This is a genomic window from Halapricum salinum (genome assembly GCF_004799665.1).
In the GTDB taxonomy this organism is placed as follows: Archaea; Halobacteriota; Halobacteria; order Halobacteriales; family Haloarculaceae; genus Halapricum; species Halapricum salinum.
Genome location: NZ_CP031310.1, coordinates 1,912,963 through 1,935,224 on the forward strand (window position 1 = coordinate 1,912,963; position 22,262 = coordinate 1,935,224).

Annotated in this window: 23 protein-coding genes; 10 read left to right on the top strand and 13 right to left on the bottom strand. The window is 65.5% G+C overall.

Annotated features, from left to right (window positions below; translation table 11 throughout):
- The first annotated feature begins 14 nt into the window (after nt 1-14).
- Genes DV733_RS09595 through DV733_RS09605 form a run of 3 tightly spaced genes read left to right on the top strand, consistent with a single transcriptional unit; the run spans nt 15 to nt 2,238 of the window.
- Nucleotides 15-911: a thiamine-phosphate synthase family protein gene (locus tag DV733_RS09595; protein WP_049994906.1), complete on the top strand. Its 897-nt coding sequence runs from the start codon at nt 15-17 to the stop codon at nt 909-911.
- A 2-nt stretch (nt 912-913) separates the two neighbouring features.
- Nucleotides 914-1,603 (top strand): class I SAM-dependent methyltransferase, encoded by a 690-nt coding sequence (locus tag DV733_RS09600; protein ID WP_049994905.1) that lies wholly within the window; start codon nt 914-916, stop codon nt 1,601-1,603.
- Nucleotides 1,603-2,238 carry a hypothetical protein gene (locus DV733_RS09605; RefSeq protein WP_049994904.1) on the top strand — a complete coding sequence of 212 codons (636 nt, stop codon included), beginning with the start codon at nt 1,603-1,605 and terminating at the stop codon, nt 2,236-2,238. The genes DV733_RS09600 and DV733_RS09605 overlap by 1 nt, the downstream gene beginning before the upstream one ends.
- Nucleotides 2,239-2,263: 25 nt before the next feature.
- On the opposite strand, the gene DV733_RS09610 is transcribed toward DV733_RS09605, so the two are convergent.
- The gene (locus tag DV733_RS09610; RefSeq protein ID WP_049994903.1) at nt 2,264-3,025 is read right to left on the bottom strand and encodes a DUF7001 family protein; all 762 of its coding nucleotides are present in this window, start codon (nt 3,023-3,025) and stop codon (nt 2,264-2,266) included.
- A 46-nt stretch (nt 3,026-3,071) separates the two neighbouring features.
- Nucleotides 3,072-4,535, bottom strand: coding sequence for an outer membrane protein assembly factor BamB family protein (locus DV733_RS09615; protein ID WP_049994902.1), 1,464 nt, complete (start codon nt 4,533-4,535; stop codon nt 3,072-3,074).
- Nucleotides 4,536-4,638: 103 nt separating this feature from the next.
- Between DV733_RS09615 and DV733_RS09620 the strand changes: the two genes are divergently transcribed.
- Nucleotides 4,639-6,204 carry a M48 family metalloprotease gene (locus DV733_RS09620; RefSeq protein ID WP_049994901.1) on the top strand — a complete coding sequence of 522 codons (1,566 nt, stop codon included), beginning with the start codon at nt 4,639-4,641 and terminating at the stop codon, nt 6,202-6,204.
- A 1-nt stretch (nt 6,205) separates the two neighbouring features.
- Here the strand turns inward: DV733_RS09620 and DV733_RS09625 are convergent, their stop codons facing one another.
- The 5 genes from DV733_RS09625 to DV733_RS09645 all read right to left on the bottom strand — a co-directional run bounded on the left by DV733_RS09625 (nt 6,206) and on the right by DV733_RS09645 (nt 11,501).
- Nucleotides 6,206-6,679 (bottom strand): HTH domain-containing protein, encoded by a 474-nt coding sequence (locus tag DV733_RS09625; RefSeq protein ID WP_049994900.1) that lies wholly within the window; start codon nt 6,677-6,679, stop codon nt 6,206-6,208.
- A 292-nt stretch (nt 6,680-6,971) separates the two neighbouring features.
- A complete protein-coding gene (locus tag DV733_RS09630) occupies nt 6,972-8,669 on the bottom strand; it encodes a glycosyltransferase family 39 protein (protein ID WP_049994899.1) in 1,698 nt (565 codons plus the stop codon).
- Nucleotides 8,670-8,894: 225 nt separating this feature from the next.
- Entirely contained in the window at nt 8,895-9,821 is a 927-nt protein-coding gene (locus DV733_RS09635; protein WP_049994898.1) for a sulfide-dependent adenosine diphosphate thiazole synthase, read from the bottom strand.
- Between the two features lie 573 nt (nt 9,822-10,394).
- Nucleotides 10,395-11,075, bottom strand: a complete 681-nt coding sequence (rpiA, locus tag DV733_RS09640) for a ribose-5-phosphate isomerase RpiA (protein ID WP_049994897.1) — start codon at nt 11,073-11,075, stop codon at nt 10,395-10,397.
- A 42-nt stretch (nt 11,076-11,117) separates the two neighbouring features.
- Nucleotides 11,118-11,501 carry a hypothetical protein gene (locus DV733_RS09645; RefSeq protein ID WP_136342327.1) on the bottom strand — a complete coding sequence of 128 codons (384 nt, stop codon included), beginning with the start codon at nt 11,499-11,501 and terminating at the stop codon, nt 11,118-11,120.
- A gap of 118 nt (nt 11,502-11,619) precedes the next feature.
- On the opposite strand from DV733_RS09645, the gene DV733_RS09650 reads away from it, so the two are divergent.
- The 3 genes from DV733_RS09650 to glmM are packed head-to-tail and all read left to right on the top strand — an operon-like array spanning nt 11,620 to nt 14,933.
- A complete protein-coding gene (locus DV733_RS09650; RefSeq protein ID WP_049994895.1) occupies nt 11,620-12,333 on the top strand; it encodes an ABC transporter ATP-binding protein in 714 nt (237 codons plus the stop codon).
- Entirely contained in the window at nt 12,330-13,580 is a 1,251-nt protein-coding gene (locus tag DV733_RS09655) for an ABC transporter permease (RefSeq protein WP_049994894.1), read from the top strand. The genes DV733_RS09650 and DV733_RS09655 overlap by 4 nt, the downstream gene beginning before the upstream one ends.
- Before the next feature lie 42 nt (nt 13,581-13,622).
- A complete protein-coding gene (gene glmM, locus DV733_RS09660) occupies nt 13,623-14,933 on the top strand; it encodes a phosphoglucosamine mutase (RefSeq protein ID WP_049994893.1) in 1,311 nt (436 codons plus the stop codon).
- A gap of 34 nt (nt 14,934-14,967) precedes the next feature.
- Here the strand turns inward: glmM and DV733_RS17920 are convergent, their stop codons facing one another.
- Both DV733_RS17920 and DV733_RS09665 read right to left on the bottom strand, forming a co-directional pair.
- A complete protein-coding gene (locus tag DV733_RS17920) occupies nt 14,968-15,126 on the bottom strand; it encodes a DUF7563 family protein (RefSeq protein ID WP_449267305.1) in 159 nt (52 codons plus the stop codon).
- A 195-nt stretch (nt 15,127-15,321) separates the two neighbouring features.
- The gene (locus DV733_RS09665; RefSeq protein ID WP_049994892.1) at nt 15,322-15,906 is read right to left on the bottom strand and encodes a DUF7090 family protein; all 585 of its coding nucleotides are present in this window, start codon (nt 15,904-15,906) and stop codon (nt 15,322-15,324) included.
- Between the two features lie 111 nt (nt 15,907-16,017).
- Here DV733_RS09665 and DV733_RS09670 point away from each other — a divergent pair, with 111 nt between their 5' ends.
- The gene (locus DV733_RS09670) at nt 16,018-16,335 is read left to right on the top strand and encodes a DUF5789 family protein (protein ID WP_049994891.1); all 318 of its coding nucleotides are present in this window, start codon (nt 16,018-16,020) and stop codon (nt 16,333-16,335) included.
- A gap of 36 nt (nt 16,336-16,371) precedes the next feature.
- On the opposite strand, the gene DV733_RS09675 is transcribed toward DV733_RS09670, so the two are convergent.
- Nucleotides 16,372-17,331 carry a transcriptional regulator gene (locus DV733_RS09675; RefSeq protein WP_049994890.1) on the bottom strand — a complete coding sequence of 320 codons (960 nt, stop codon included), beginning with the start codon at nt 17,329-17,331 and terminating at the stop codon, nt 16,372-16,374.
- 176 nt (nt 17,332-17,507) lie between these two features.
- Between DV733_RS09675 and DV733_RS09680 the strand changes: the two genes are divergently transcribed.
- A complete protein-coding gene (locus DV733_RS09680) occupies nt 17,508-18,773 on the top strand; it encodes a tRNA(Ile)(2)-agmatinylcytidine synthase (protein ID WP_049994889.1) in 1,266 nt (421 codons plus the stop codon).
- 244 nt (nt 18,774-19,017) lie between these two features.
- Here DV733_RS09680 and DV733_RS09685 read toward each other — a convergent pair whose 3' ends face one another.
- From DV733_RS09685 to DV733_RS09695, 3 genes are read right to left on the bottom strand one after another with little or no spacing between them, the layout of a single operon-like run.
- Complete coding sequence (locus tag DV733_RS09685) at nt 19,018-20,091, bottom strand: pyridoxal-phosphate dependent enzyme (protein WP_049994888.1); 1,074 nt, start codon at nt 20,089-20,091, stop codon at nt 19,018-19,020.
- 31 nt (nt 20,092-20,122) lie between these two features.
- The gene (locus tag DV733_RS09690) at nt 20,123-20,326 is read right to left on the bottom strand and encodes a hypothetical protein (RefSeq protein ID WP_049994887.1); all 204 of its coding nucleotides are present in this window, start codon (nt 20,324-20,326) and stop codon (nt 20,123-20,125) included.
- Between the two features lie 43 nt (nt 20,327-20,369).
- Nucleotides 20,370-21,263, bottom strand: a complete 894-nt coding sequence (locus tag DV733_RS09695; protein WP_049994886.1) for an NAD-dependent epimerase/dehydratase family protein — start codon at nt 21,261-21,263, stop codon at nt 20,370-20,372.
- Nucleotides 21,264-21,353: 90 nt separating this feature from the next.
- On the opposite strand from DV733_RS09695, the gene htpX reads away from it, so the two are divergent.
- Nucleotides 21,354-22,238, top strand: coding sequence for a zinc metalloprotease HtpX (htpX, locus tag DV733_RS09700; protein WP_049994885.1), 885 nt, complete (start codon nt 21,354-21,356; stop codon nt 22,236-22,238).
- Nucleotides 22,239-22,262: the final 24 nt, after the last annotated feature.

The following is a 22,262-nucleotide window of genomic DNA, read 5'->3' on the forward strand; positions in this document are numbered from 1 at the left end:
AGGAGGACAGTGTCATGCGCTTCATCGAAGAAGTCGTCGTCGACGAGTTTCTCCCCACGTTTCGATCACTACTTGCGGAAGCACTGCGCGAGCGCGGCCTGACTCAGAGCGAGGTCGCCGATCTGCTGGGGATCTCCCAGAGCGCCGTCTCGAAGTACGTTCACGGCGAGGTCGACCGCAACGCAACGCTGCTCGACGACGAGCGCCTGCACGAACTGGTCGAAGACCTCGCCGACGGCCTGGCCTCCGGGGACATGACGCCCGTGCAGGCACTGGTCGAAGTCGAGGTGTTCGTCCGGCGTCTCGAACGCGGAGACGTCCTCGCCAGTCTCCACGAAGCGGCCTTTCCGCCGCTCGCCGAGTACGAGGACGACTTCGACATTCACGACCCGGAGAGTCACCTCAGGCAGTCCGAACGCGTCCGTTCCTCGCTCCGACGTGGGCTTCGCGTCCTCGAAAATACGAGTGGATTCGCCGGCCTGATTCCGGCCGTGGGGTCGAACCTCGTCGAGTGTCTGCCCGACGCCGAGGGGATCGACGACGTCGCGGCGGTTCCAGGGCGAATTCTCGATCTGAAGGGGCGGGCACACGTCCCCGGCGAGCCGGAGTTCGGCGTCAGCGAACACGTCGCGGGGATGCTGCTGGCCGCTCGCGAGGCCGGTAGCGACGCCCGCGCCGCACTCGACGTCAGTTACACGCCCGAGACCATCGAGCAACTCGAAGCGCAGGGACTCACCACTGTCGAATTCGACGCCGAGGCCGACCCCGACGCAGCCGTCGCCGACGCACTCGCTGGCGGTTCCGACGTCGACGTGCTCTTTCAAACTGGGGGATTCGGCGTCGAACCGATCGTCTACGTCTTCGGCCCGGACGCCCCGACGGTCGCGGGCGTGATCCGGGACCTCCTCTAGGTATGCCCGCCGACGACTCCAGCGCAGTCACCGACTTCTACGACCGACTGGCCGCCCGCTACGATCTGCTCGCCACTGCGCCCGTGGTTCGAGGCTGGCGCGAACTGGCTGCCGACGCCCTCGAACTCGAATCCGGCGACACGGTCGTCGAAATGGGCTGTGGCACGGGCGCGAATCTCCCGTATCTTCGCGAACGCGTGGGCAGCGAGGGCCGGGTGGTGGGGATCGATCTCACTTCGGGGATGCTCGCGCAGGCGCGCCACCGCGTCGAGCGCGCGGGCTGGACGAACGTCGACCTCGTTCGTGGTGACGCCACCCGACCACCTATCGAGCGCGCCGACGCCGTGCTGGGCTCGTTCGTGGTCGGCCTGCTCGACGATCCGGGAGCGGCCGTCGATCGCTGGCTCGACCGTCTGACTCCAGGGGGTCGCGTGGCGATTCTGGAAGCGGGCCGGAGCGACCGTCTCGTGGCCGCACCGCTCAATCTCGCCTTCCGGGTGTTCGTCCGATTCTCTTCACCCGGCGGCTGGACGCGCGTCGACTCGCCCGCGAAGGAACTCGATCGCCGGATCGCGGCTGCACGGGCCGCGCTGAACGACCGGACGGTCGATCGGCGAGACGAGACGGCTGCACTGGGGCTGGTGCAGGTCGTCTCCGGGACGTATCCGCCCGATAATCCCTCGACTGCCTGATGGTCTCGACAATTCTGATGGTTTCTTACCGCAACAAGTCTGGATTCTCCCAGTACGCCACTGCACTGTACCACTACGGATTACTCTACTTCGAGAACCGGGTCGACGAGACGCAGTCGCTCCCGGACGTCTTCGACCGCGCGCCGCTGACCACCGAACAGCTGCTCCACAACGAGACGCCGGCGAGCGAGCCACGCACGCCCCTCTCGGTCTCGGTCGCGGGCGAGGAGTCGCTCTCGCGGTACGGGACCTACACGAATCGAGGGACCGTCGGCGAACTGTTCACCCGGATCGCGCTCGATCAGGAACTCGGCCGCGAGCGGGCGATCGAGGCCGCCGCCGGCTGGGGTAACGACACGCTCACCACCGTCGCAACGGACGACGGCCCCGGGTTCGTCTGGGTCACCCGCTGGGACGCTGCCGAGGACGCCGACCAGTTCGAGGCGGCCATCGAGGACTTCGGTGACCGTCGCCCGGAGACGGTGACGTCTGGTGATCGGTCGCTTTCCACGACGTTCGAGGTCGATCGCCCGTCTGCGGACGTCGTCGTGGTCTATATCGGTTCGGAATCGCTGTCCGAGACGCTGTCTGCCGACGCCGACGGGGAGCACGTAACGATCGACCCGCGCGACTGACCTCGACTCCCGAATTGCTCGTCCCCTACCGATACCGTTCGGCGTGTTCAGGACAGAACTCTGGCTCGGTCAGTTGGGCTTCGACGACCCCGGGCTGGCGGTGGGGGTTCGAGAGGCGGCAGCGATCGTCGTCACAGAAGTCTTCGCCCGTTTCGAGGTAGTGGTACGCTTGCAGGACGTACCCCTTCAGTGCGTCGGTGGTCCGGGGGTCGTTCTCGACGAGGAACTGCCCGTCGACCTGATTCTCCAGGACTTCGCGCGGTGGCGCGCCACCGCTGAGGAGGGCGTGTTTCTGCTGTTCTTTGTAGTACTGTTCGGGTTTGGCTGGGGCTTCGTACAATCCCGGAACAGACAGAAGGGCGGGTTGGCCCAGCACGTTCACGCGCTTGTGCCAGCGCCCGTCGTGCTCGCCCCAGGTCCCGACGACCCGGTCGAGCAGGGGAATGTGCAGGTGGTCCAGCCCGCGTTCCTCATCGGGAATTCGTCGGCTGAGGGCTTGCTGGACGGCGAGACCGTCGTAGATGACGCCACCGGCCCGCTCGGGATTTACCAGTGCCCGCTCCTCGTAGCGGACGATCCCCAACATGGCGTTGCCAGTCTCGCGGTCGTAGGGGTCGAGGACGCGCGCGGCGGCCAGTTCTTCGGGCAGGTCGTCGTCGGCATAGAGCGACAGAAAGCGGTCGCGAACCGTGACCGTCGCGTCGACCCGCTCGTCGAGCCACGCCGCGGTCTCCTCGGCGTCGGCCTCCGTCGTCGGCGCGCGGTAGAGCGTGACCTGGTCGACCATATTCGTCGGTTGTACTACGGGATAAAACGACTTGCGATCAGCGGGATCACTCCCAGACGCGCACGCCACCACCGGTGTGTTCGAACAGCGCGCCGTCGGCGACGCCGAACACACGGGCCTGATCGATTTCGGCGTCGGCTCCGAACGAGCCGCGGATCGCACCGTCGGCTTTCTCGATCACGTACCACCGGGTCTGTGCCCCTTCCGCCTCGTCTCCCAGCCCGAATTTGGCGTAGAGGTTGGTGTCGTCGACGACGAGATAGGGCCACACCTGGGCAGCAGTGCCGATCTGGGCGTCCCACTTCAGTGATCCGTCGGCGCGGTCCAGCGCGAGAAGATTCCGGCCGGTGTAGACGCTGTCTTCGAGACGGTCGCGGTCGGCCGACGACGCGTCCGGACCCAGAATCTGTGACGCTGTGGGATAGAACAATCCGGCGTAGACGGTGTCACTGTCGACCGCGACCGACGTCGTACCGCCGGCCATCGTCGGATCCTCGCTGGCGTCGACGTAGGTGTACGACCACTGTTCGCTGCCATCGCTGCCGTCGAGAGCGCGAATCCGACGCGCCGGAATCTCGCCCCGTATTCCGCCGAGCAGACTGATTCCGAATCCTTCGGCGACGAATATTGTTCCGTCGGCGACGCTCGGCAGCATTGCTGCCCCCCGGGTATCGGGCGTGGGAACCGACCATCGCTCACTGCCGTCCGAACGGTCGAACGCCGTCAGTTGCATCGTCACGTCTTCGTCACTTTCCCCGAATCCCTGGTTGTAGACGGCGACCACGTTCCGGCCGACGCTTGGGGCGCGCTGGTAGTACCTGAACCTCTCACTAGTCCAGCGGTCGCTCCCGTCTGCGGTCGCGAACGCTCGGAGGGCCCCGTCCATGAGCACGAACAGCGTGTCACCGCGGACGACTGGCTGGCGGGTATTGACATCCCACGTCTCGATCGAGCGGCTCCACTGCACGCTGCCGTCCGCGCGAGACCGGCGCTCGACGTGGTCCAGATAACCGTTGCCGCGCCCCTTGTCTTCGAGCCAGTAGACGTACAGACCCTCGGGACCGAGACACGCACGTGGCGGCTCTGTGAAGAACCCCAGATTCTCTTGGCCCTCTCTGATCGCGATCTCCCGCCGCCACATCTCGCGACCGTCTTCACGGGAACACTTGAACGCGTAGGCTCCGAAGGTGGGCGGCTCCGTGTCGTAGGGCTCGGCGGCTTTCCCGACGCCGTAGATTCCGTCCGCGCCGATCAGCGGCGCGGTGTTGCCGACGTTGATCCCGTTTCGGAACTCGGCCGTGAACTGTTGGGTCGCTTCGGGGCCCGGGCCGCCAGCACTGCTCTGGCCCGTCATCCCGGCCGTGCCCCGCAGTTGAGCCCAGTCTCGGGCTCCCTGCTGTCCGTCGTTGCTCCCTCCGTCACCGAGGAGCGGGATACTACACCCTGCCGTGGCGACGACACCGCCGGCCGCGACAGTCGTGAGAAACTGTCGACGTCCCGATCGTTCCATGAACTGTTCTTTTGATGTCCGTCCTCGGTAAAATATGTTCCCCACGAACCGGCGCGCTCAGGATACCGGGGCATTGAAATATTCCGCGTCGGTGCTCGACCGTATGGGGTTGGAATCGACGTCCAAGGGGTGGAGAGAGACGCTTGCGACGGTCTTGCTCGCGGTCGTGGCGATCGGATTACTCGGATTCGTGTTCTGGATATTTCGGACCGGTATCGAGTTGGTCGTGGCTACGGGTGCGACGCCGCTGGCGATCGGGGTAGCCGGCTCGATCGCGGTACTGGGGTTCGTACTCGGGCGTTCGGGCGGTCTCTCCGTGGGGCTACGAATCACCGCCTACCTGGCGGCGATCGCGTCGGTGTCGCTGCTGTTCGTCGGGTTCGTCTGGCTGCTCGCGGTCGTTCTGGTCGGGCTCACGCTCGGTGTCGCGACGGGATTCACGGTCGCCAACGCCCTCGCGCTCGGGATGGGCGGGCTGGCCGCGTTCGTCCTCCTCGGTGCGATCCTCCACGGCGATACCGCCGAGAGCTGGGCGCTGAACCTCCGCATGGTCGCCGCCATCGTACTGCTGTCGTTGTGTTCGATCGTGTTCTTCGCGCTCGTCTGGACCGCCGTGCTCCTGGTGGGGATGATCGTCTTCCCGGGCGACCTGGCCGCCGTGCTTGCGACGGTGGTCGCGACTGCGGTCATCGTCTGGGCCGTCTCCCGGGAGACGGGTCAGTCAGCACTGGAAGAACGGGCTGACGCGCGCACCGTCTCTGCCGAGGAGTATCCGGAACTCCACGATCGGGTCACGCGGGTCGCGACCCAGCTCGGAGTGCCGGTTCCGACAATCGCGCTCTCTGATCGCGACGCACCGGAGGCGATGGCCGTCGGCTTCAGACCGTCGACGGCACACCTCGTGCTCTCGACGGGGACGCTCGACGCCCTCGACGGCGAGCAACTCGACGCCGTTCTGGCGCACGAACTCGCCCACGTCAAGAACCGCGACGCGATGGTGATGACGCTGGTCTCGACACCAGTCGTCGTGCTCGATGGCATTCGGGCGAAGCTGCTCGGGAATCTTGAACGCTCGGACGGGACGTACAACGGATTGAGCGAGACCGAACTCTGGGGCGACGACGAACAGTGGCGCATCACCGAGCCCGGTCCGATCGAGCAGCGACTCTCGAATCCACGCGTGGGCGTCCTCGCCTGGCTGGCGGCGGCGGTCGGCGGCTGGATCGCGATCGTCACGTTCCGTGATGGTGAGACAGACAGTCGTGAGGGCTTGCTGGTGCGGCTCGTCGTGGCCGTGTTCGTCCTCGCGCTGCTGGTGACGTGGTTGGCGAGCCGCGCCATCGTCGCGGTGTTCTCTCGTGCTCGTGAGATCGTCGCCGATCGAACGGCTGCGGAGGTGACGGGATCGCCCGCGGCCCTCGTGAGCGCGTTGCAGGCTCTCGACGACCAGATCGAGGCCGCGCCGACCCGGGACCTTCGGCAGGTGTCGAGCGTCTCATCGCTGTCGATCATCCCGCTGGATCGGGGTGTGCTGGCTGTCACCCACGGCCAGACCGAAGCCCCGGACCTCGTCCAGCGTCTGCGGCAGAAACTGTTCGGGACCCATCCGACGACCGAGTCACGGATCCGGAAGCTGGAAGCGATGGATGCCGAGCAAGAAGCCGCGTGAGCTACACGCCCGGATCGACGACAGCTTCTCCCTTCGTTTCACATTGATCCAGAAACGCTTCGACGGTCACCGTCCGATCGCCGTCTGAACACGGGTAGACGCCCGCTAGCCCGTCCGCGTAGACGACCAGCGTTAGCATCGGCAGTGTCAGTACCTCACGTGACTCGCCGATCAGTGGCGAGACCGTCCGGCGCTCGAACGGGGGCCTGAGGCTCACTCCCTGCTCGCTCGCCCACTCTTCGAGGTGCTCGACGAGCCGTGGAATCGGCTCGTCTCCGTCGTCGAGGACGACTTCCTCGGGCCAGGTCTGGACTTCGAATTCCTCGATGATACCCTCAGACTGGAGGCGGCCCAGTCGATCGATGACGCTCGCTCGTGCACCACAGACTGGCCGTCTGGCCCACACCTGCACGGTCACTCCCTCGCTCGACTCCGGCTCGATTGTTTCTGACGTCCGTTTTGATATTCGGCTCATTGTGCTCGATCATGTGTGTTATTATCTCACAATCAGATATTTGATTATCAAACGGTAAGGTTTGCCAGTCAATACTATATTCTGCTCTCCTCACTGCTGTGGGCAGATTAGCATAGTATAGAACACATAACAACATCATGGATGGGCGTTTCGAGGTTTCAGATTCGTTTCTGTTCGTCGATCGAACGTTTCAGGAGTATTGCCGGCTGTTCGGGCTCGATCAGGTCGGTCTGGCGGGACGATCGGTGCTTGACTGTCCCGGCGGCCCCGGCTCGTTCAGTGCCGTTGCGAGTCAGCTTGCCGATCGCACTGTGGCCGTCTTCTCCGACGAGTACGCCTGGCGGCTGGCCTGATTCTGTCCGGACACGCGAACGAATCGTCGAGCATAGATCCCCTGTGAACGCACCGTTTCGACGGCTGTGTAGTTCAGCGATCGGAGGTGGTCGCCGAGCGTCGTCCGCCCGGTCCAGGAGCGAACGACCCAGACGCTTCCGCGATCGCCGACCGCCTCGCTGACGGTCTCGCGGGTCGCGAGACGCTCCATCCCGACGACGGTGTCCGGTGGGCGGCGGGCGTAGTACTGGTAGGTCGGGACGAGGTGTGACTTGGTGACGAGCACGAGATCACCCCGATCGCCCGACGATTCGATCGATTCGACGGCGTCACGCCACTGGCGCTTCTGATCGGACTCGTAGTAGCCCGACAGCGGAGCGACCAATCCCAGGAGTAGCACGCCGACCAGTGCGACCCGGACGGCGGCGGGCGCGTACGGCCGGAGTGTCTGTACGCCTCGCCCGACGAGCAAGAACAGCGCCAGCGACGCGCCGATGGTGTACCGAGCCACCATGATCGGCGCGACCACGTGCGAGAGGACGAACGGGACGACGATAGGCGTCAGCAACCACACCAGGAGGAGGAGTTCTCCCGACCCGGGCCGGCCATCGCCGGCCGCGAACAGGCCGGCTACTACGAGTCCGCCGGCCAGCACCATCACGAGGAGGAACGCCTCCGCCGGGATCGGGCTCACCGTCTCCGGGGCCCCACAGTAGTAGAAGTACCGCTTGAGAATCGACACGGCGCCGGCTGGCGTGGATTCCGGGATCCAGGTGATCCCCGTACATCCACCCGCCGATATGGTCGGCAACCGGACCGTGAGTGCCACCCACCATGGAGCGACCATCAGCGCCAGCAGCGCCTGGACGCGGAGCCAGCCCCGTAACGACGTCGCTGTCGTGCCGACCCGACCGATCACCGGCACGGTCCCACCCGACAGCGCCACGCGCGAGAGGAGGTACGCGTTCTGGGCGAGCACGATGAACGTCCCGAACAGGTGGGTGTACGCGAGTAACACCGTCGAGACGAGGTAACCGAGGACCGACAGCCGGCCGTGTGACTCCTCGTCCGCGATATCGACGAAGAAGTAGAACGAGACGACAGTCAGTGCCGTCATCAGCGTGTACATCCGTGCTTCCTGTGCGTAGTAGAGGTGAAACGACGAGACGGCGAGCAGGGCGGCCGCAATCGCGCCCGTCGACCGATCGAACACCTTCACGCCGAACAGGTACAGCAGTCCGACCGACGTGACGCCGAACACTACGGAGGGGAACCGGAGCGCGCTCTCGGACGCACCGGCGACCGACGTCCATAGGTCCATCAAGAGAAAGTACAGCGGCGGATGGACGTCCTCGAGCGGCAGGACGAACAGTATCTCGACTGTGGTGTACTGCTCGGTGACGCGGTACCAGGTCAGCGCCTCGTCGAGCCAGACACTCTCCTCGCCCAGGCGATAGAGACGAAGCACGGCGGCGACGACCAGAAGCGCGAGGACTGCCCAGTCAGCCCGCTCCAGCTGTCTCACGACACCACCGACGCGATCGAGCAGCCTTGCCCAGTGGCCGCGCACTCGCGCCGACCGGGACCGGCTGTCCCGACCGGCGGCTGACTGGCTATCGGGCTCGTTCGACTGGCCGGTTTCGGCGCGGTCTCCCATAGTCGCTACGTCTCCAACAGTCGACGTACGTAGCCCGGAAACAAGAAGCATATTGTGAGTGGTATTCACACCCACGAAATGTCGGAACTTGGTCGGTGTCAACCGCCGCTGAAAAACGCGGGATTCATAGGAAGTAGCGTAGCCGGTCGGAGGATGTCTCACTCTGACCGGGGGCCGGAAATCGATTTCCGCAGCGAACTCTATGGATGTCTACGCTAATCCCTATCAGTCGTCCGCGCTCGCGGCGGCTTCGCGACTCGTCAGGTCGACAGGGTCGGCCTCTACTTCGAGTTCGTCCAGCGCGACCTGTGCGGCCCGTTTCCCGGAGACGAGCATGGCACCGAAGGTCGGCCCCATCCGCGGGAGGCCGTAGGTGGTCGCGGTGGCCATGCCGGTCACGACGAGGCCGTCGTGGGCGAGGCCGGTGTGCTCGACGACGGCGTCTTCGGACTCGCCGACCCACATCGAGTCGTGGCCGGGCGAGTCGTGGCCGGGCGCGCCGTAGGAGTCGTCGCCGGTCTGGTCCATGCCGCTGGCCTCCTCCTCGAGACCGGGGGCGTTCAGGACGCCGCGCTCGTCGAGTTTCTTGACGGCCATCGCGTCGTGGCCGGTGGCGTCGATGACCAGGTCGGCTTCGACGGCGATGGGGTCGACGCAGGTGATCTCGCGGGGCAGTGCGTGGACCGGCGTCCAGTTCATGACGATTCCCCCCACTCTGTGGTCCTCGCGGATGACGATGTCGGTGAACTCGGTCATGTTCTGCATCTTCGCGCCAGCGTCACAGGCCGCCTTGATGAGGCCCGAACACGCCTCGGGGCCGTTGGCGACGTACAGTCCCTCGCTGTCTTTGGACTGCTTGTAGTCCACGTCGAGTTCGTCCAGGACCTGCTGGGCCGGGTCCCGGACGGTGACCTTGTTCATCAGGAAGCCGCCGAGCCAGAACCCGCCGCCGAGATAGTTGTTCTTCTCGACGACCATCGTCTGGACGCCCCGCTCGGAGAGTTCCTTGGCTGCCATCAGCCCGGAGGGGCCGCCCCCGACGATGATGACATCCGAATCGGAGAAGTCCATGAACTCCTCGGTCCACTCCTGGCCGATCGCTCTCGTTACTTCTGCCTCGCCGACGTCGCTGAACTTGTCGAACTCGCTCATACCACCTAGTGATACCACTCAGTAATTTATATAGGTTCTGGAACGATATTTCTCTCACTTCGCAGGTGAAAAGCAGTCTCAAGTTGGAACAACGCAAGAAAACCCTCGACCCGCTGGCGGTCGCTGAGCAGGATATCCTCACTACGTTCGGATAGGGCCTGCTCAGCGACCGCCACCGAGTCTCGCCCTTTCATCCACCAGGGGACAGCACAGCAGCCTGCCCTTCCCCGGGTCGCAGCATAAACGCTGCTCCCGGCCACTGCGGGGCGGTCAGGAAGCGTGTCGCTCGTCGAACGACGAGCGACCGGGGAGGAGTGGGGCCACAATATTGCGGTTGTGGTCGCGGGCCTGGCGGAATGAAAGGGCGAACCACGGTCGCGCCGGAGGGGAGTCGCCTGAGCGACCCCTATCCGAACGTAGTGAGGATATGTCGCTCAGCGACCGCGAGCGTGGTGAGGGCTTTCGAGGAGGTGGAATCACTAGTAGCTGCGGAATCGTTTCAGGCTCCTAGCGAGCGTGGTGAGGGCTTTCAAGAGCGGGTATTCGTTGCTTTAGAATCGATTCCTCCCCAAATCACAGAGTCTCAACCCGCACACCCTCGTCGGTCCCACAGTGAATCTCGTCGGCCAGACCGATGAACAGCCCGTGTTCGAGCACGCCCGGAATCTTCGATAGATCGGTCGCCAGCGCGCCCGGCTCGGCGATCGCGCCGAAGTCACAGTCCAGCACCAGATTCCCGTTGTCAGTCACCACGGGGCCGTCCTTGCGCTCGGCGGCACGGAGTTCGGGCTCACCACCGAGTTCCCGAACGGCGTCGGCCACCGTCTGACGCGCGTCGGGGATCGTTTCGACTGGAACCGGGTGATCGAGCACGTCCGCTTCCTTCGTCGGATCGACGACGACCAACAGCCGGTCGGCCGCCGCATCGACCACCTTCTCGCGAGCGTGTGCGGCCCCGCCACCTTTTACGAGCTGGCCGTCGGCCACTTGGTCCGCCCCGTCGATCGCCACGTCGGGCCTCGCGTCGTCAAGCGTCGTCAGTGGAATTCCCGCCTCCCGCGCCAGCTCTCGGGACTGGAAGGAGGTCGGAATACCCTCGATATCGAGGCCGGCGTCGACCTGCCGGCCGAGGTCGCGGATGGAGTGTGCGGCGGTGCTCCCGGTCCCGAGTCCGACGATCATGCCGTCGGAGACGGCCTCGGCCGCTGACTCGCCGGCGGCGCGTTTCGCGTCGTCAGATCCCCCGCGTTTCATGGCTGTAGGGGCGTGGGCCGGGCGTAAAAACCGTTCGCGTCGTCATCGCACTGTGCGCATCATTCGGACCCTGTCCTGCTCTACCATCACGTAGAGACCGACAGAATTCGATTCTGTCGTCCAGAACACTTTCGAGTTCGTACGATTCCCCACGGCGACAGTGACGTTGAACTCGCTCCCGTCGTCGAATCGAGTGTACTCTCTGGATTCGTTCCGTTCGAGGGTGAGTTGTTCCTCGTGGATGACGTCACCTGTCGTGTGATTTCGAACGAGTAGGTCGACCGTCGTCTGCGTATCGAGACTGTTGGCGATCGTGAGGTCCGCGATTTTCGTGGATTCGTCGCCCGAATCGCCAGGAGTACCGATCGCTACACACCCCGAACACAGAACCGCGAGACAACACAGGATCACCAGTAGAGTCCGCACATCGATGGGTTGTTCCGAAGACGTTTTTATTTTTCTCCCACGAATCCCCGATAGAAGCAGGATATGACGGGGCCCCCTTCTCGATACCCTTTTTGAGGAGCCGTCCTACCGTCCAGCCATGAGTGGGTCATCGAATAGTGAAGCGGCCGTCACACTCGAAGACGTCCGCAAGACGTACCAGGTGGGTGAGCCGGTCCACGCCCTGGACGGCGTCTCCCTGGAGATTCCCCGCGGCTCCTACACGGCGGTGATGGGCCCGAGCGGCTCGGGCAAATCGACGCTGATGAACCTCATCGGGTGTCTGGACACCCCTACGGAGGGGTCGGTCGTCGTGAACGACCAGGACGTGACGACGATCGGGGATCGAAAACGGACGAAGATACGCGGCGAGGAAATCGGCTTCGTCTTCCAGACGTTCAACCTCATGCCGCGGCTGAACGCCCGCGAGAACGTCGCCCTTCCGATGGTGTTTCGCGGTGTCGACCGAACTGAGCGCCGCGAGCACGCAGCGGACGTCCTCGACTCCGTCGGACTGGGCGACCGACTGGGTCACCTACCGAACGAACTCTCGGGCGGGCAGCGCCAGCGGGTCGCCATCGCTCGCGCGCTGGTGAACGACCCCGCCATCCTGCTGGCCGACGAGCCGACCGGCAACCTCGACACCGAGACGGGCGCGCAGATCATGGGGCTGTTCGAGGATCTCTACAACCGCGGGAACACGATCCTGATGGTGACCCACGAGCGCGACATCGCCGAACACGCCGAGCGGATCATCCACCTGCTCGACGGTGAGATCGAGGAGATCGAGGAGCTGTCGGGGGTGGGCGTATGAACCCCATCGAGAGCCTGCGGATCGCCTGGCGCTCGATCAAGGGCCACAAACTCCGGTCGACGCTGACGACCCTCGGGGTGATCATCGGCATCGCCGCGGTGATCACGTTCGTCACGCTCGGGGCGGGCCTGCAGGAGGGGATCATCGGCGACATCAGCCCGGACGACCAGCGCAACGTCTACGTCTGGTCTGCCCCACCGGAAAACGCCAATCAGGGGCCGCTATCGGGCGCTCAGCCGGTGTTCACACAGCAGGACGCGGCGGCAATCTCGAATCTCTCGGGCGTCGAGGACGCCTACGTCTACTCGCCAGTTCCGGCTCAGGGGGTGACATACGCGGGACAGACCTTGCCCAGACAGGACGGGATCATCGCGACTGGACCGGGGTATCTCGACGAGAGCGATCTCCGGGACGGGAGACAGTTCCAGAGAGGCGCCCGTGAGGTCGTCGTCAATCCCGCGATGGCGAGCCTGTTCGACTCGAACGTCACTCTCGGCTCGAACCTGACCATCACCGTCGTCGGCGGCCAGCAGGTGACCGCGACCGTCGTCGGCATCACCACTGACTCGGAGAGTTACAGTCCCTTCGAAGGCTTCGGGGCGTCACCCCGGCTCTATCTCCCGGCCGATCCCTACTACGAGCGCATCGCTCAGGGAGCGACCGAGCGCGCCCGGTACATCTCGCTGGTCGCCGAAGCCCCGACGAAGAACGCTGACGACATCGAGCGGGTCAAGAGCGTCACGAACGAGTACCTGAGCAGTGACCGCTCGGACGCGAGCGGGCCGGCCGAACAGGGCGGACTCACGTTCTTCCTCAAGACCAGTACCGAACTCCTGGGTCAACTGGAAAGCGTGCTCAGCCTCCTGCAGAACTTCATCGTCGGGATCGCGGCAATCTCGCTGCTCGTCGGTGCGATCGGCATCGCCAACATCATGCTCGTCTCCGTGACCGAACGCACTCGCGAGATCGGGATCATGAAAGCCGTCGGCGCCCAGCGCCGCGACGTCCTCGGGCTGTTCATCGTCGAGGCGGTCATCCTCGGATTATTGGGGGCGATCCTCGGGACGCTGCTCGGGTTAGGCGCGGGCTACGCTGGCGCGCAGTTCATCGGCATCCCCTGGGTGTTCCCCTCGACGTACGCCGCGATCGCGATCGTCGTCGGTATTCTCGTGGGCGTGCTCGCCGGACTGTATCCGGCCTGGAATGCCTCGCGAACGGACCCGATCGACGCGCTGCGCTACGAGTAAGCGACCGCCTCCTTTTTGGCGCTGCCCCGCGCCGCTTCGCGTATGTTCGGAACCAGCGGTATCCGCGGGCCGGTCGGCGAGGACGTGACAGCCGACCTCGCGCTCCGGGTCGGCCGCGCTCTCGGCGTCGAGACCGACCGAGTCGTCATCGGCCGGGACCCCCGCGAGAGCGGACACCACCTCCGGGACGCCCTCTCGGCCGCCCTGCGAGAGTCAGGAACGGACGTGATCGACCTGGGGATGGCCGCGACGCCGACGGTCGCCCGCGCTGTCGCCTGGAAGGACGCCGACGCCGGCGTCTCGGTCACGGCGAGTCACAACCCTGCGCCCGACAACGGGATCAAGCTCTGGCAACCGTCCGGGCAGGCCTTCGACGACCCCATGCAAGACCGCCTGGTCGAGCGTATCGAATCGGGCGAGACCGACCTGCAGCCGTGGGATCGACTCGGAACCGAGACGACTGTCGACGCGCGAACGCGCCACGTCGAGGCCCTCGCCGCGGCGGTCGAGATCGAGGACCCGCCCGAAGTCGTCGTCGACCTCGGCAACGGCGCGGGCGGCGTCAGCGTCGACGCTTTCCAAACACTGGGCTGCGCAGTCGAGACGCTGAACGCCCAGCCCGACGGGTCGTTCCCGGGACGGCCGAGCGAACCCACGGCCGAGAACTGTGAGTCGCTGTCGGAACTCGTCGGTGCTGGCGACGCCGAGTTGGGGATCGCTCACGACGGCGACGCCGACCGGATGCGTGCGGCCACGGGCGAAGGCGAGTTCATCTCGGGGGACGTTCTGCTGGCGATCCTCGCGCGGGACGCCGCAGAACCGGGCCAGCGGATCGCCGCGCCCGTCGACACGAGCCTCGCGGTCGACGACTATCTCGCCGAGATCGACGTCGAGGTGACGCGAACGCGGGTGGGCGACGTCTACGTCGCCGAGCGAGTGACCGATCCCGACGTGGCCTTCGGGGGCGAACCCTCGGGCGCGTGGATCTGGCCCGACGCGACGCTGTGTCCCGACGGCCCGCTCGCCGCGGTAAAACTCGCCGCGCTGGCGGGCGAGCGCTCGCTCGCCGATCGCGTGGCCGACGTCGAGACCTATCCGATCCAGCGCGACAGCATCGAGGTCGCGGACAAAGCGGCCGTCATGGAGCGGATCACCGACGCCGTGACCGACGAGTACGACGACGTGACGACGCTCGATGGAGTCCGAGTCGGTCTCGAAGACGGCTGGTTCCTGCTGCGGGCCAGCGGGACACAGCCGCTGGTGCGCGTGACCGCAGAAGCGCGCGACGCCGATCGCGCCGAGACACTATTCGAGACTGCGCGGTCGATCGTCGATCGGGTACGCCGAAGGTAAGAAGGGGAAACCGCTGGTCAGTGGTCTTGTACGCCTATCCGCGTCGGGTCGACCGGGCCTCGCGGACGTCTGCACCGTCACGGATCTTGTCTTCACACTGCGGACACACTCGGGGGTTTTCGAGCCCATTCGGTGTAAAAACACGCGCGTAGGCTGCCGTTACAAATGAGCCACAGTTCTGGCATTCCGGCATACACCCGTCTGTTAGTCTGACGCACCTTAACCATTGGTGGTTTGGTACAACCACTCATGCGTTGCTGGCGCGGGCCGATTCTCGTCCGTGCGTGACTGCGTCTCTCGGTCACGCGACGACCCGTCTGGCCCGGATACTGCTGCTGTATCCGGTCGCTTTCCGGCGTATCCACTGGTATGTGGTTTCTGACAGGAACTAGTCGTCGAAGGAGGCGTAGACCGTGCCGTCCTCGGCGAGGTCGATCACGCCGTCGAACAGGTCGCGGTAGCCGTCGACGACGGCCTCGTCGTGGACGCCCTCGGCCAGGTGGAAGAGACCGACGGCGTCGTGGTCGACGAGCAGTTCGAGCAGCGCTTCGACGGCTTCACGGGCGCGGTCCTCGTCGGCGTAGTAGGCCATCTCGGTGACCGAATCGATCGAGACCCGGAGCTTGCCGTCGTGTTCGGCGAGGAAGCGCTCGGTCTGTTCGACGATCTCGTCGAGATTATCGGGTGCGGAGACGTACCGGACGTTGTCGGACTGGCGGCGCGTGTAGCCGCGCTCGACCGACAGCGTGTCGAGGATCGTCGCTTTCGACTCGTCGACGGCGTAGTGTTCGAGCTTCTGCTCGACCTCGCGGGCCGTCGTCCGCGTCGAGATGATCAGCATGCGATCGGTGTCGGTGCTCAGAAAGTCCGTGTCGATTCGGTCGGTCTCGCCGGTGCTCGGGTGGACCAGAAGAATACCGGTGCCGCTCGGGATCGTCTCGGGCGCGCCCTCGATCGCCAGCGTGTACTCCATGCGTGGCTGGGAAAGCGGTGCAGACGCTCTTAAGCCTGCTGGGTTCGGACCCTCTAGTAATATAATGATTAATATGGTGGAATACTTGTGTGTGGGCTCGCCAGGTCACGTATGGCACTTCCGATCACCGATCGCGAACTGGGCGTGTACTTCGGCGACTTCGGAGAGACCCTCTCAGAGCAGGAGTATCCGATGACGGCACGGCGATTGCGCGAGAAGTTCGCCGATCAGGAACTGGAGATATCTGGTGAGTCGGTCAGTTTCGCGTCGTTGCTCGCGCCAATCGAGGAGACCTTCGAGTCGAGCGAGCAGTTGTTGGCGACGATATTGATGATGGTCGGGATGGACGCGGTCGGTCGCAAGCGCTACACTGACCGCGGCGGCTCGGCAGCGATCGATCAGGAGGTCGGCCCGCAGACGTCACTGTGAGGCGTCCGTTCTTCGTCAGTGAATCGTCCACCTGAATCAGGCGGGCTCGCCGCCGCGCTCGCGGATCAGGTCCCGGAGCTCGTCGGCGTCTTCGATCTCCTCTAGCTCGGCTTCCTCGATCAGTGCCGTCTCGTCGACGGACTCGCGGGTCGCGCGCTCGACGACGTAGACCGACGTGGTCTCGGTCACTTTCCCGACCGAGGACATGATCCGGGCGCGTTTCTCGGCGGTCTTGGTGAATTCGGAGTGGCCGGTCAGCATCTGCCGACGGCGGTCGGCGTTCTCGCTCACGGTTTTGAACGGTGCGCGCTCGGTCGGGTGGACGTCGAAGCCCACCCGGGTGAGCACTGTCACGATCGGCTCGTCTTCGGGGTCGACCGCTGGATCGTCGGGCGTCGGCTCGCCGTCTCTGACTTCGTCGGCTCCGTCGATGACGTCGACGGGCGAGGTCAGCGGCGCTTCGAACAGCTCTTCTAACTTCGCCGCCACCTCGACGGAGGCGTCCATGCCGTCCTCGTACTTCGAGACCGTTCGGCGAGAGACGCCCAGTTCGCTGGCGAGTTTGCCGAGACTCCACTCGCGGTCCTCGCGGGCGTCGGCGAGGATCTCGCTGTCGATGTTGACGTACAGCCCGCCGGGCGCGGCGTAGATCAGCGGCGGTACCTCCTCGACGAACAGGTCCATCGCGGTGTCCGGCGAGAGGACGGGCACGCCGTGACGGAAGTACACCACCCCGGGCTTGAGGTCCTCGTCCCGCGTTCTGAGGCCGATGACCATCGGCGTCGCCCGCAGATACTCGCCCAGTCGGCGCATCTCCGCGCCGGTCTGACCGTCGAAGGCGTCGATGTTCCCCAGAATCTTCACTAGAACCGTGTCCCGTCCGCGGCGGGCTGCCACGTCGAAACTCTTCGGGCGAATCGCACACCGCTCGCTGACGAGAAAGCCAGCGTCCTCTAGCATCGCGGTGACGTTCTCGACCAGTGCGGATCGGGACATCGCTAGTTCACTGTCATGGTAAGTACCTCATCGCATAAATGGTTTGCGGCGGCCGCACACGCCTCGTATTGCGGTTTCTCCACGATCGACCCCGTAAATTGATATAGAAGTACCGGTGCAGGTGGTGACAGTCGGTTTCGTAACGCGTTACTCCGCGCCGCTACGAGGGGGGTATAGTGACACTCGTCGGCCTCGACGACACCGACTCCCGCGAGCTGGGGATGTGCACGACCTACGTCGCCGCGCGCCTCGCCGAGCGACTGGAGTCGGCCGGCCACGCCGTCGAGCGGACGCTACTCGTGCGGTTGAACCCCGCTGTCGAACACAAGACCCGGGGTAACGCCGCGCTGGCGATCCACACCGACGCCGATCCCGGATCGGCGCTCGGACTCGCTCGCGACCTTCTCGATCTCGCCGAGGTCGACGATCCGCGAACGAATCCCGGCGTCGTCGTCGCCGACTGCGAGCCTGACGACGCTCCGCAGGCCGTCGCCGACTTCGCCCGTGCGGCCGTCCGGGACCACCACGAGATTTCGGCGGCCCGCGAACTGGCCGCCGAGTCGGGCTTCGAGACGCTCGCCCGGGGTAACGGCCGGGGGCTGATCGGCGCACTCGCGGCCGCCGGGGCCTGGCGAGCGTTCGGCGACTGGACCTACGAGCACATCGCCTACCGCGAGCGCGAGCGCTGGGGCACTGATCGCGAGATCGGTCTGGACTCGGTGTTCGACGCGGCCGAGGCGGGGTATCCCGAGGCCTGGGACACCGTCGACCGGGTCGAGGGCGAGGCGGTTTGCGTGCCGCACACGCCGTGTCCGATTCTCTACGGGATTCGGGTCGACGACCCCGACGTCGTGGGTGACGTGGCCGGGGCAATCGCGAGCGAGTCCGTCGCTCGCGAGCACCTGTTCGTGACCAACCAGGGCACCGACGCACACCTTCGCGACGGGACGGTCGAGAGCGTCGCCGAGGGCCGGGCCTACCGTCTCTCGGGGACGGTGCTCGCGGCTCCCGAGACGCGCGAAGGTGGACACGTCTTCTTCGACCTCGGTGACGACGACGCTCGGCTGGAGTGTGCGGCCTTCGAGCCGACCAAGCGATTCAGGGATCGGGTTCGGGCGTTGCGTGTGGGCGACGAACTCACTGTGTGTGGCGAGGTGAGTGCGGAGACGCTGAAACTGGAGAAGTTCGCCGTCCGGGACCTCGTAGAGACGGAGCTGGTGACGCCGGACTGTCCCGACTGTGGGCGGTCGATGAAGAGTGCGGGCCGGGACCAGGGCTATCGGTGTCGTGCCTGCGGGACCAGTGCTGGCGGGAAGGTCGAGCAGCCGATCGAGCGCGATCTGGAGCGTGGCTGGTACGAGGTCCCGCCGTGTGCCCGCCGGCACATCGCTAAGCCACTGGTGCGTGGGGGGTTCGACGGTGCTACGCACCCGGAGCGGTGAGACCTCACTGCGATACTGGTGACGCCTCCAGAACGCCGAAAGCCCCGGGCGCCCCTTTCGATCCCACCCACCGCACAGCCACGGCCAGCCACACCCTCCCAGCCGATTCCCTCGGTCGCTTCGCTCCCGTCAGTCATCCACTCAGAGAGCAAGCTCTCTCAAGCATTCGCTCGTTGGACTCGCGAAGACCTCGCGCGGCGCTGGCTCAGAATCGACGCTTCGCCAGCGCGCGCCGGTTCTCGAATCAGCCTTTCAGCCCGCTCCCGGTCAGCGCCACCACTACGTCGTCAGTGTCGTCGATCACGCCGCGCTCGCGAAACTGCCGGAGGGCCGCGGTCGCGGTCGCACAGGTCGGCTCGACGTGAAAGCCGGCCCTGGCGAGCCGGTCGTGCTCGCGCTGGGTGGCGGCTGTCGAGACGGCGACGGCGTCGCCGTCCGTGGCCTCGATGGCGTCGAGGATCTGTTTCATCCTGACGGGTTCGCTGATCTGGATGCCGTCGGCGGCGTCGTTACGACTCCCGCCTGGATCGCCGCCCAGGGCTTCGACGACGGGTGCGACGCCGGCGGCCTGGGCACCCAGAAGCGTCGGGATCGAGTCGATCCAGCCGGCCTTCTGGAGCGCCCGGAAGCCGCGATAGGCGCCGAGAAAGAGCGTCCCGTGGCCCAGCGGCGTCACGAACGCGTCGGGCGCGGTCCAGTCGCGCTGGGCGGCGACTTCCATCGCGGCGGTCGCGGTGCCGGCGAAGAAGGCGGGGTCCCAGGCGTGGCTGGCGTAGTAAGCATCAGATTTATTGACGGCTTCCACGCAGGCGTCGGTGACGTCCTGCCGTGAGCCCTCGATCTTCCGGAGGGTCGCGCCGGTTCGTTCGATCGCGTTCAGTTTCCCGGGTTTGGCGTCGGCGGGCACGAATATCTCGGCGTCGATCCCGGCCCGGGCGGCGTACGTCGCGATGGCGAGCCCGGCGTTGCCCGAGGAGTCTTCGACGACCCGGTCGACGCCCAGTTCGACCGCCCTGGAGATCGTCGCGGTCGCACCGCGGTCCTTGAAACTCGCGGTCGGAAAGAGCGATTCGAGCTTGAACTGGACGTCCCACTCGGGAGCGTCGACCAGCGGCGTCCATCCCTCGCCGAAGGAGACGCGACGCTCGACCGGCAGGAAGTCCGCGAACGCCCACAGCCCGTCGTCACGAGAGCCGATCGCCGGGGTGTCACTGTCGGGTAGCGGCTGTTCGGCGAAGTCCAGCGGATAGCCGCAGGTGCAGCGCCAGGGACTGTCGGCGGGATACTCGCGGCCACAGTCACGACAGACGAGTGTCATGCGCGAGGCTACAGCGGCCAGGTACACGGATCTATCGGCGTGGGGCCGCTTTTCGCGCTCGGAGCGTCCGCACCAGCGTCGCGCTCAGCAGACTCACGACGCCCGCGAGCACCAGGAACAGCATCCGCAGGGCAGGATTCGGGGGGACCAGCCACGGCTCGGCGATCGTCAGCGCCGCGGCGACTACCAACAGGACGCCGAGTTCCAGCCGATCGAACGGGGTCCCGAGAGCCATCGTCGGCTCTCACGGCTACGACGACAAGACCGTTTCGGCCCGCTCACGCCACCAGTTGCGGTGGCTCGACGGCTTCCTCGGACGCTGTTCGCCAGCCGTGCTCGGGCTCCCAGTCGAGCAGGCGGCCGGCCTTCTCGATCGACAGGGCCGACGCCTCCGAGTCAGCGGCCAGCGAGCAGTCCTCGGGCACTGTTCCGAAGTACTCGCGGACGGCCTCGACCGTCGGCCGGCCGAGGTAGTTGTTCGCGGCGGCGGCGTGGACTGCCTCGTGGCCGTCGACGTCGGCGGTCAGTGCTGCCGCGACCTGGGTGGCGATATCCCGGACGTCCACGTACGACCAGCAGTTGCCCGCCCCCGCGTCGAGACTCTCGTAGTCCAGACAATTGTACTCGCCGGGGTACTGGATCCAGGAGGGCCTGATCGAGACGACCGGGACGTCGTAGCGTCGCGCGACCATCTTCGCGACTTCCTCGCCGGCGACTTTCGAGACGCCGTAGGGGTCCTCGGGACGCATCGCGTGATCCTCGGTGGTCGGGAGCGCGTCCGGCAGTGGCGTCTCCTCGGCGAAGGCCATGCCGTAGGCGCTCTCGCTGGAGGCCCAGACGATTCGGGATCCGGCCTGTCCGGCCGCCACGAGCGCGTTGTACGTCGCGGTGACGTTAGTCTCGAAGACGCGCTGGCCGGCGTGGCGGACCGGTGCCGGAAGTGCTGCCCAGTGGACGACCGCCTCGGGTTCGATCTCGGCGATCAGTTCGAAGGTCTGGCCGGCGTCAGTGAGATCCACCGCTCGGAAGTCCACGCCTTCGCGCGAGTCGATCTCCCAGCCGGGGTGGTCCTGATCGACGCAGACGACCGTCCAGCCCTCGCTTGCGAGATGGTCGACGATCCAGCGTCCCGACCGGCCGCGGCCGCCCGTCACGACGACAGTTCGTGTCATGACTCGATGTTTGTCCGCACGGCTGAAAACGCCTCTCCTGCTGGCAGAGAGGGAAGTATATCAGCGTGAGGAACCTACGATCAGCTATCAATGCAGTGGAACGCAGACTGGGGACTCCGCTGGCGGATGCTCCTGACGATGATCTTGCTCGGCGTGCTGTACGTCTTCTTCATCGGCGCGCTTGCGACCGCTGGCGTCGGCCTGCTCGGAATCGTCGTCGTGATGGGGCTGTTCAGCTTCGTACAGCTCTTCTTCAGCGACAAGCTCGCCCTCCGGAGCATGGGTGCACACGTCGCTGACGAAGACGAGTATCCCGAACTCCACGACAGCGTGAGTCGGCTGGCCCAGCAGGCCGATCTACCGAAACCGCAGGTCGCGGTCGCCGACTCGCAGGTTCCCAACGCCTTCGCGACCGGGCGCTCGCAGAAGAACGCGACCGTCTGCGTGACGACGGGGATCATGGAGACGCTCGATCAGGACGAACTCGAAGGCGTCCTCGCGCACGAACTGGCTCACATCAAGAACCGCGACGTGATGGTGATGACCATCGCCTCCTTTCTGTCGACGATCGCCTTCATCATCGTGCGCTGGGGCTGGCTGTTCTCGGGTGGTCACGGCCACGGCCGGGGCAACAACCAGGCCCCGATCTGGGTCGCCATCCTCGTCTCGCTGGTCGTCTGGATCGTCTCGTTCCTGCTGATCCGCGCCCTCTCGCGGTACCGCGAGTACGCCGCCGACCGCGGCGGGGCGATCATCACCGGCCAACCCTCCGCACTCGCGAGTGCACTGATGAAAATTTCCGGGCGGATGGACAAAGTGCCCAAGGAGGACCTGCGTGAGCAGGCCGAGATGAACGCGTTCTTCATCGTCCCGATCACCAAGGGGTTCATCGGTAATCTGTTCAGAACGCACCCTGGCACCGAAAAGCGGATCGAGCGGCTGCAGGAACTAGAGCGGGAGATGGAAACTGTCTAACGCCCGGCGGCCGAGAATCTGAGA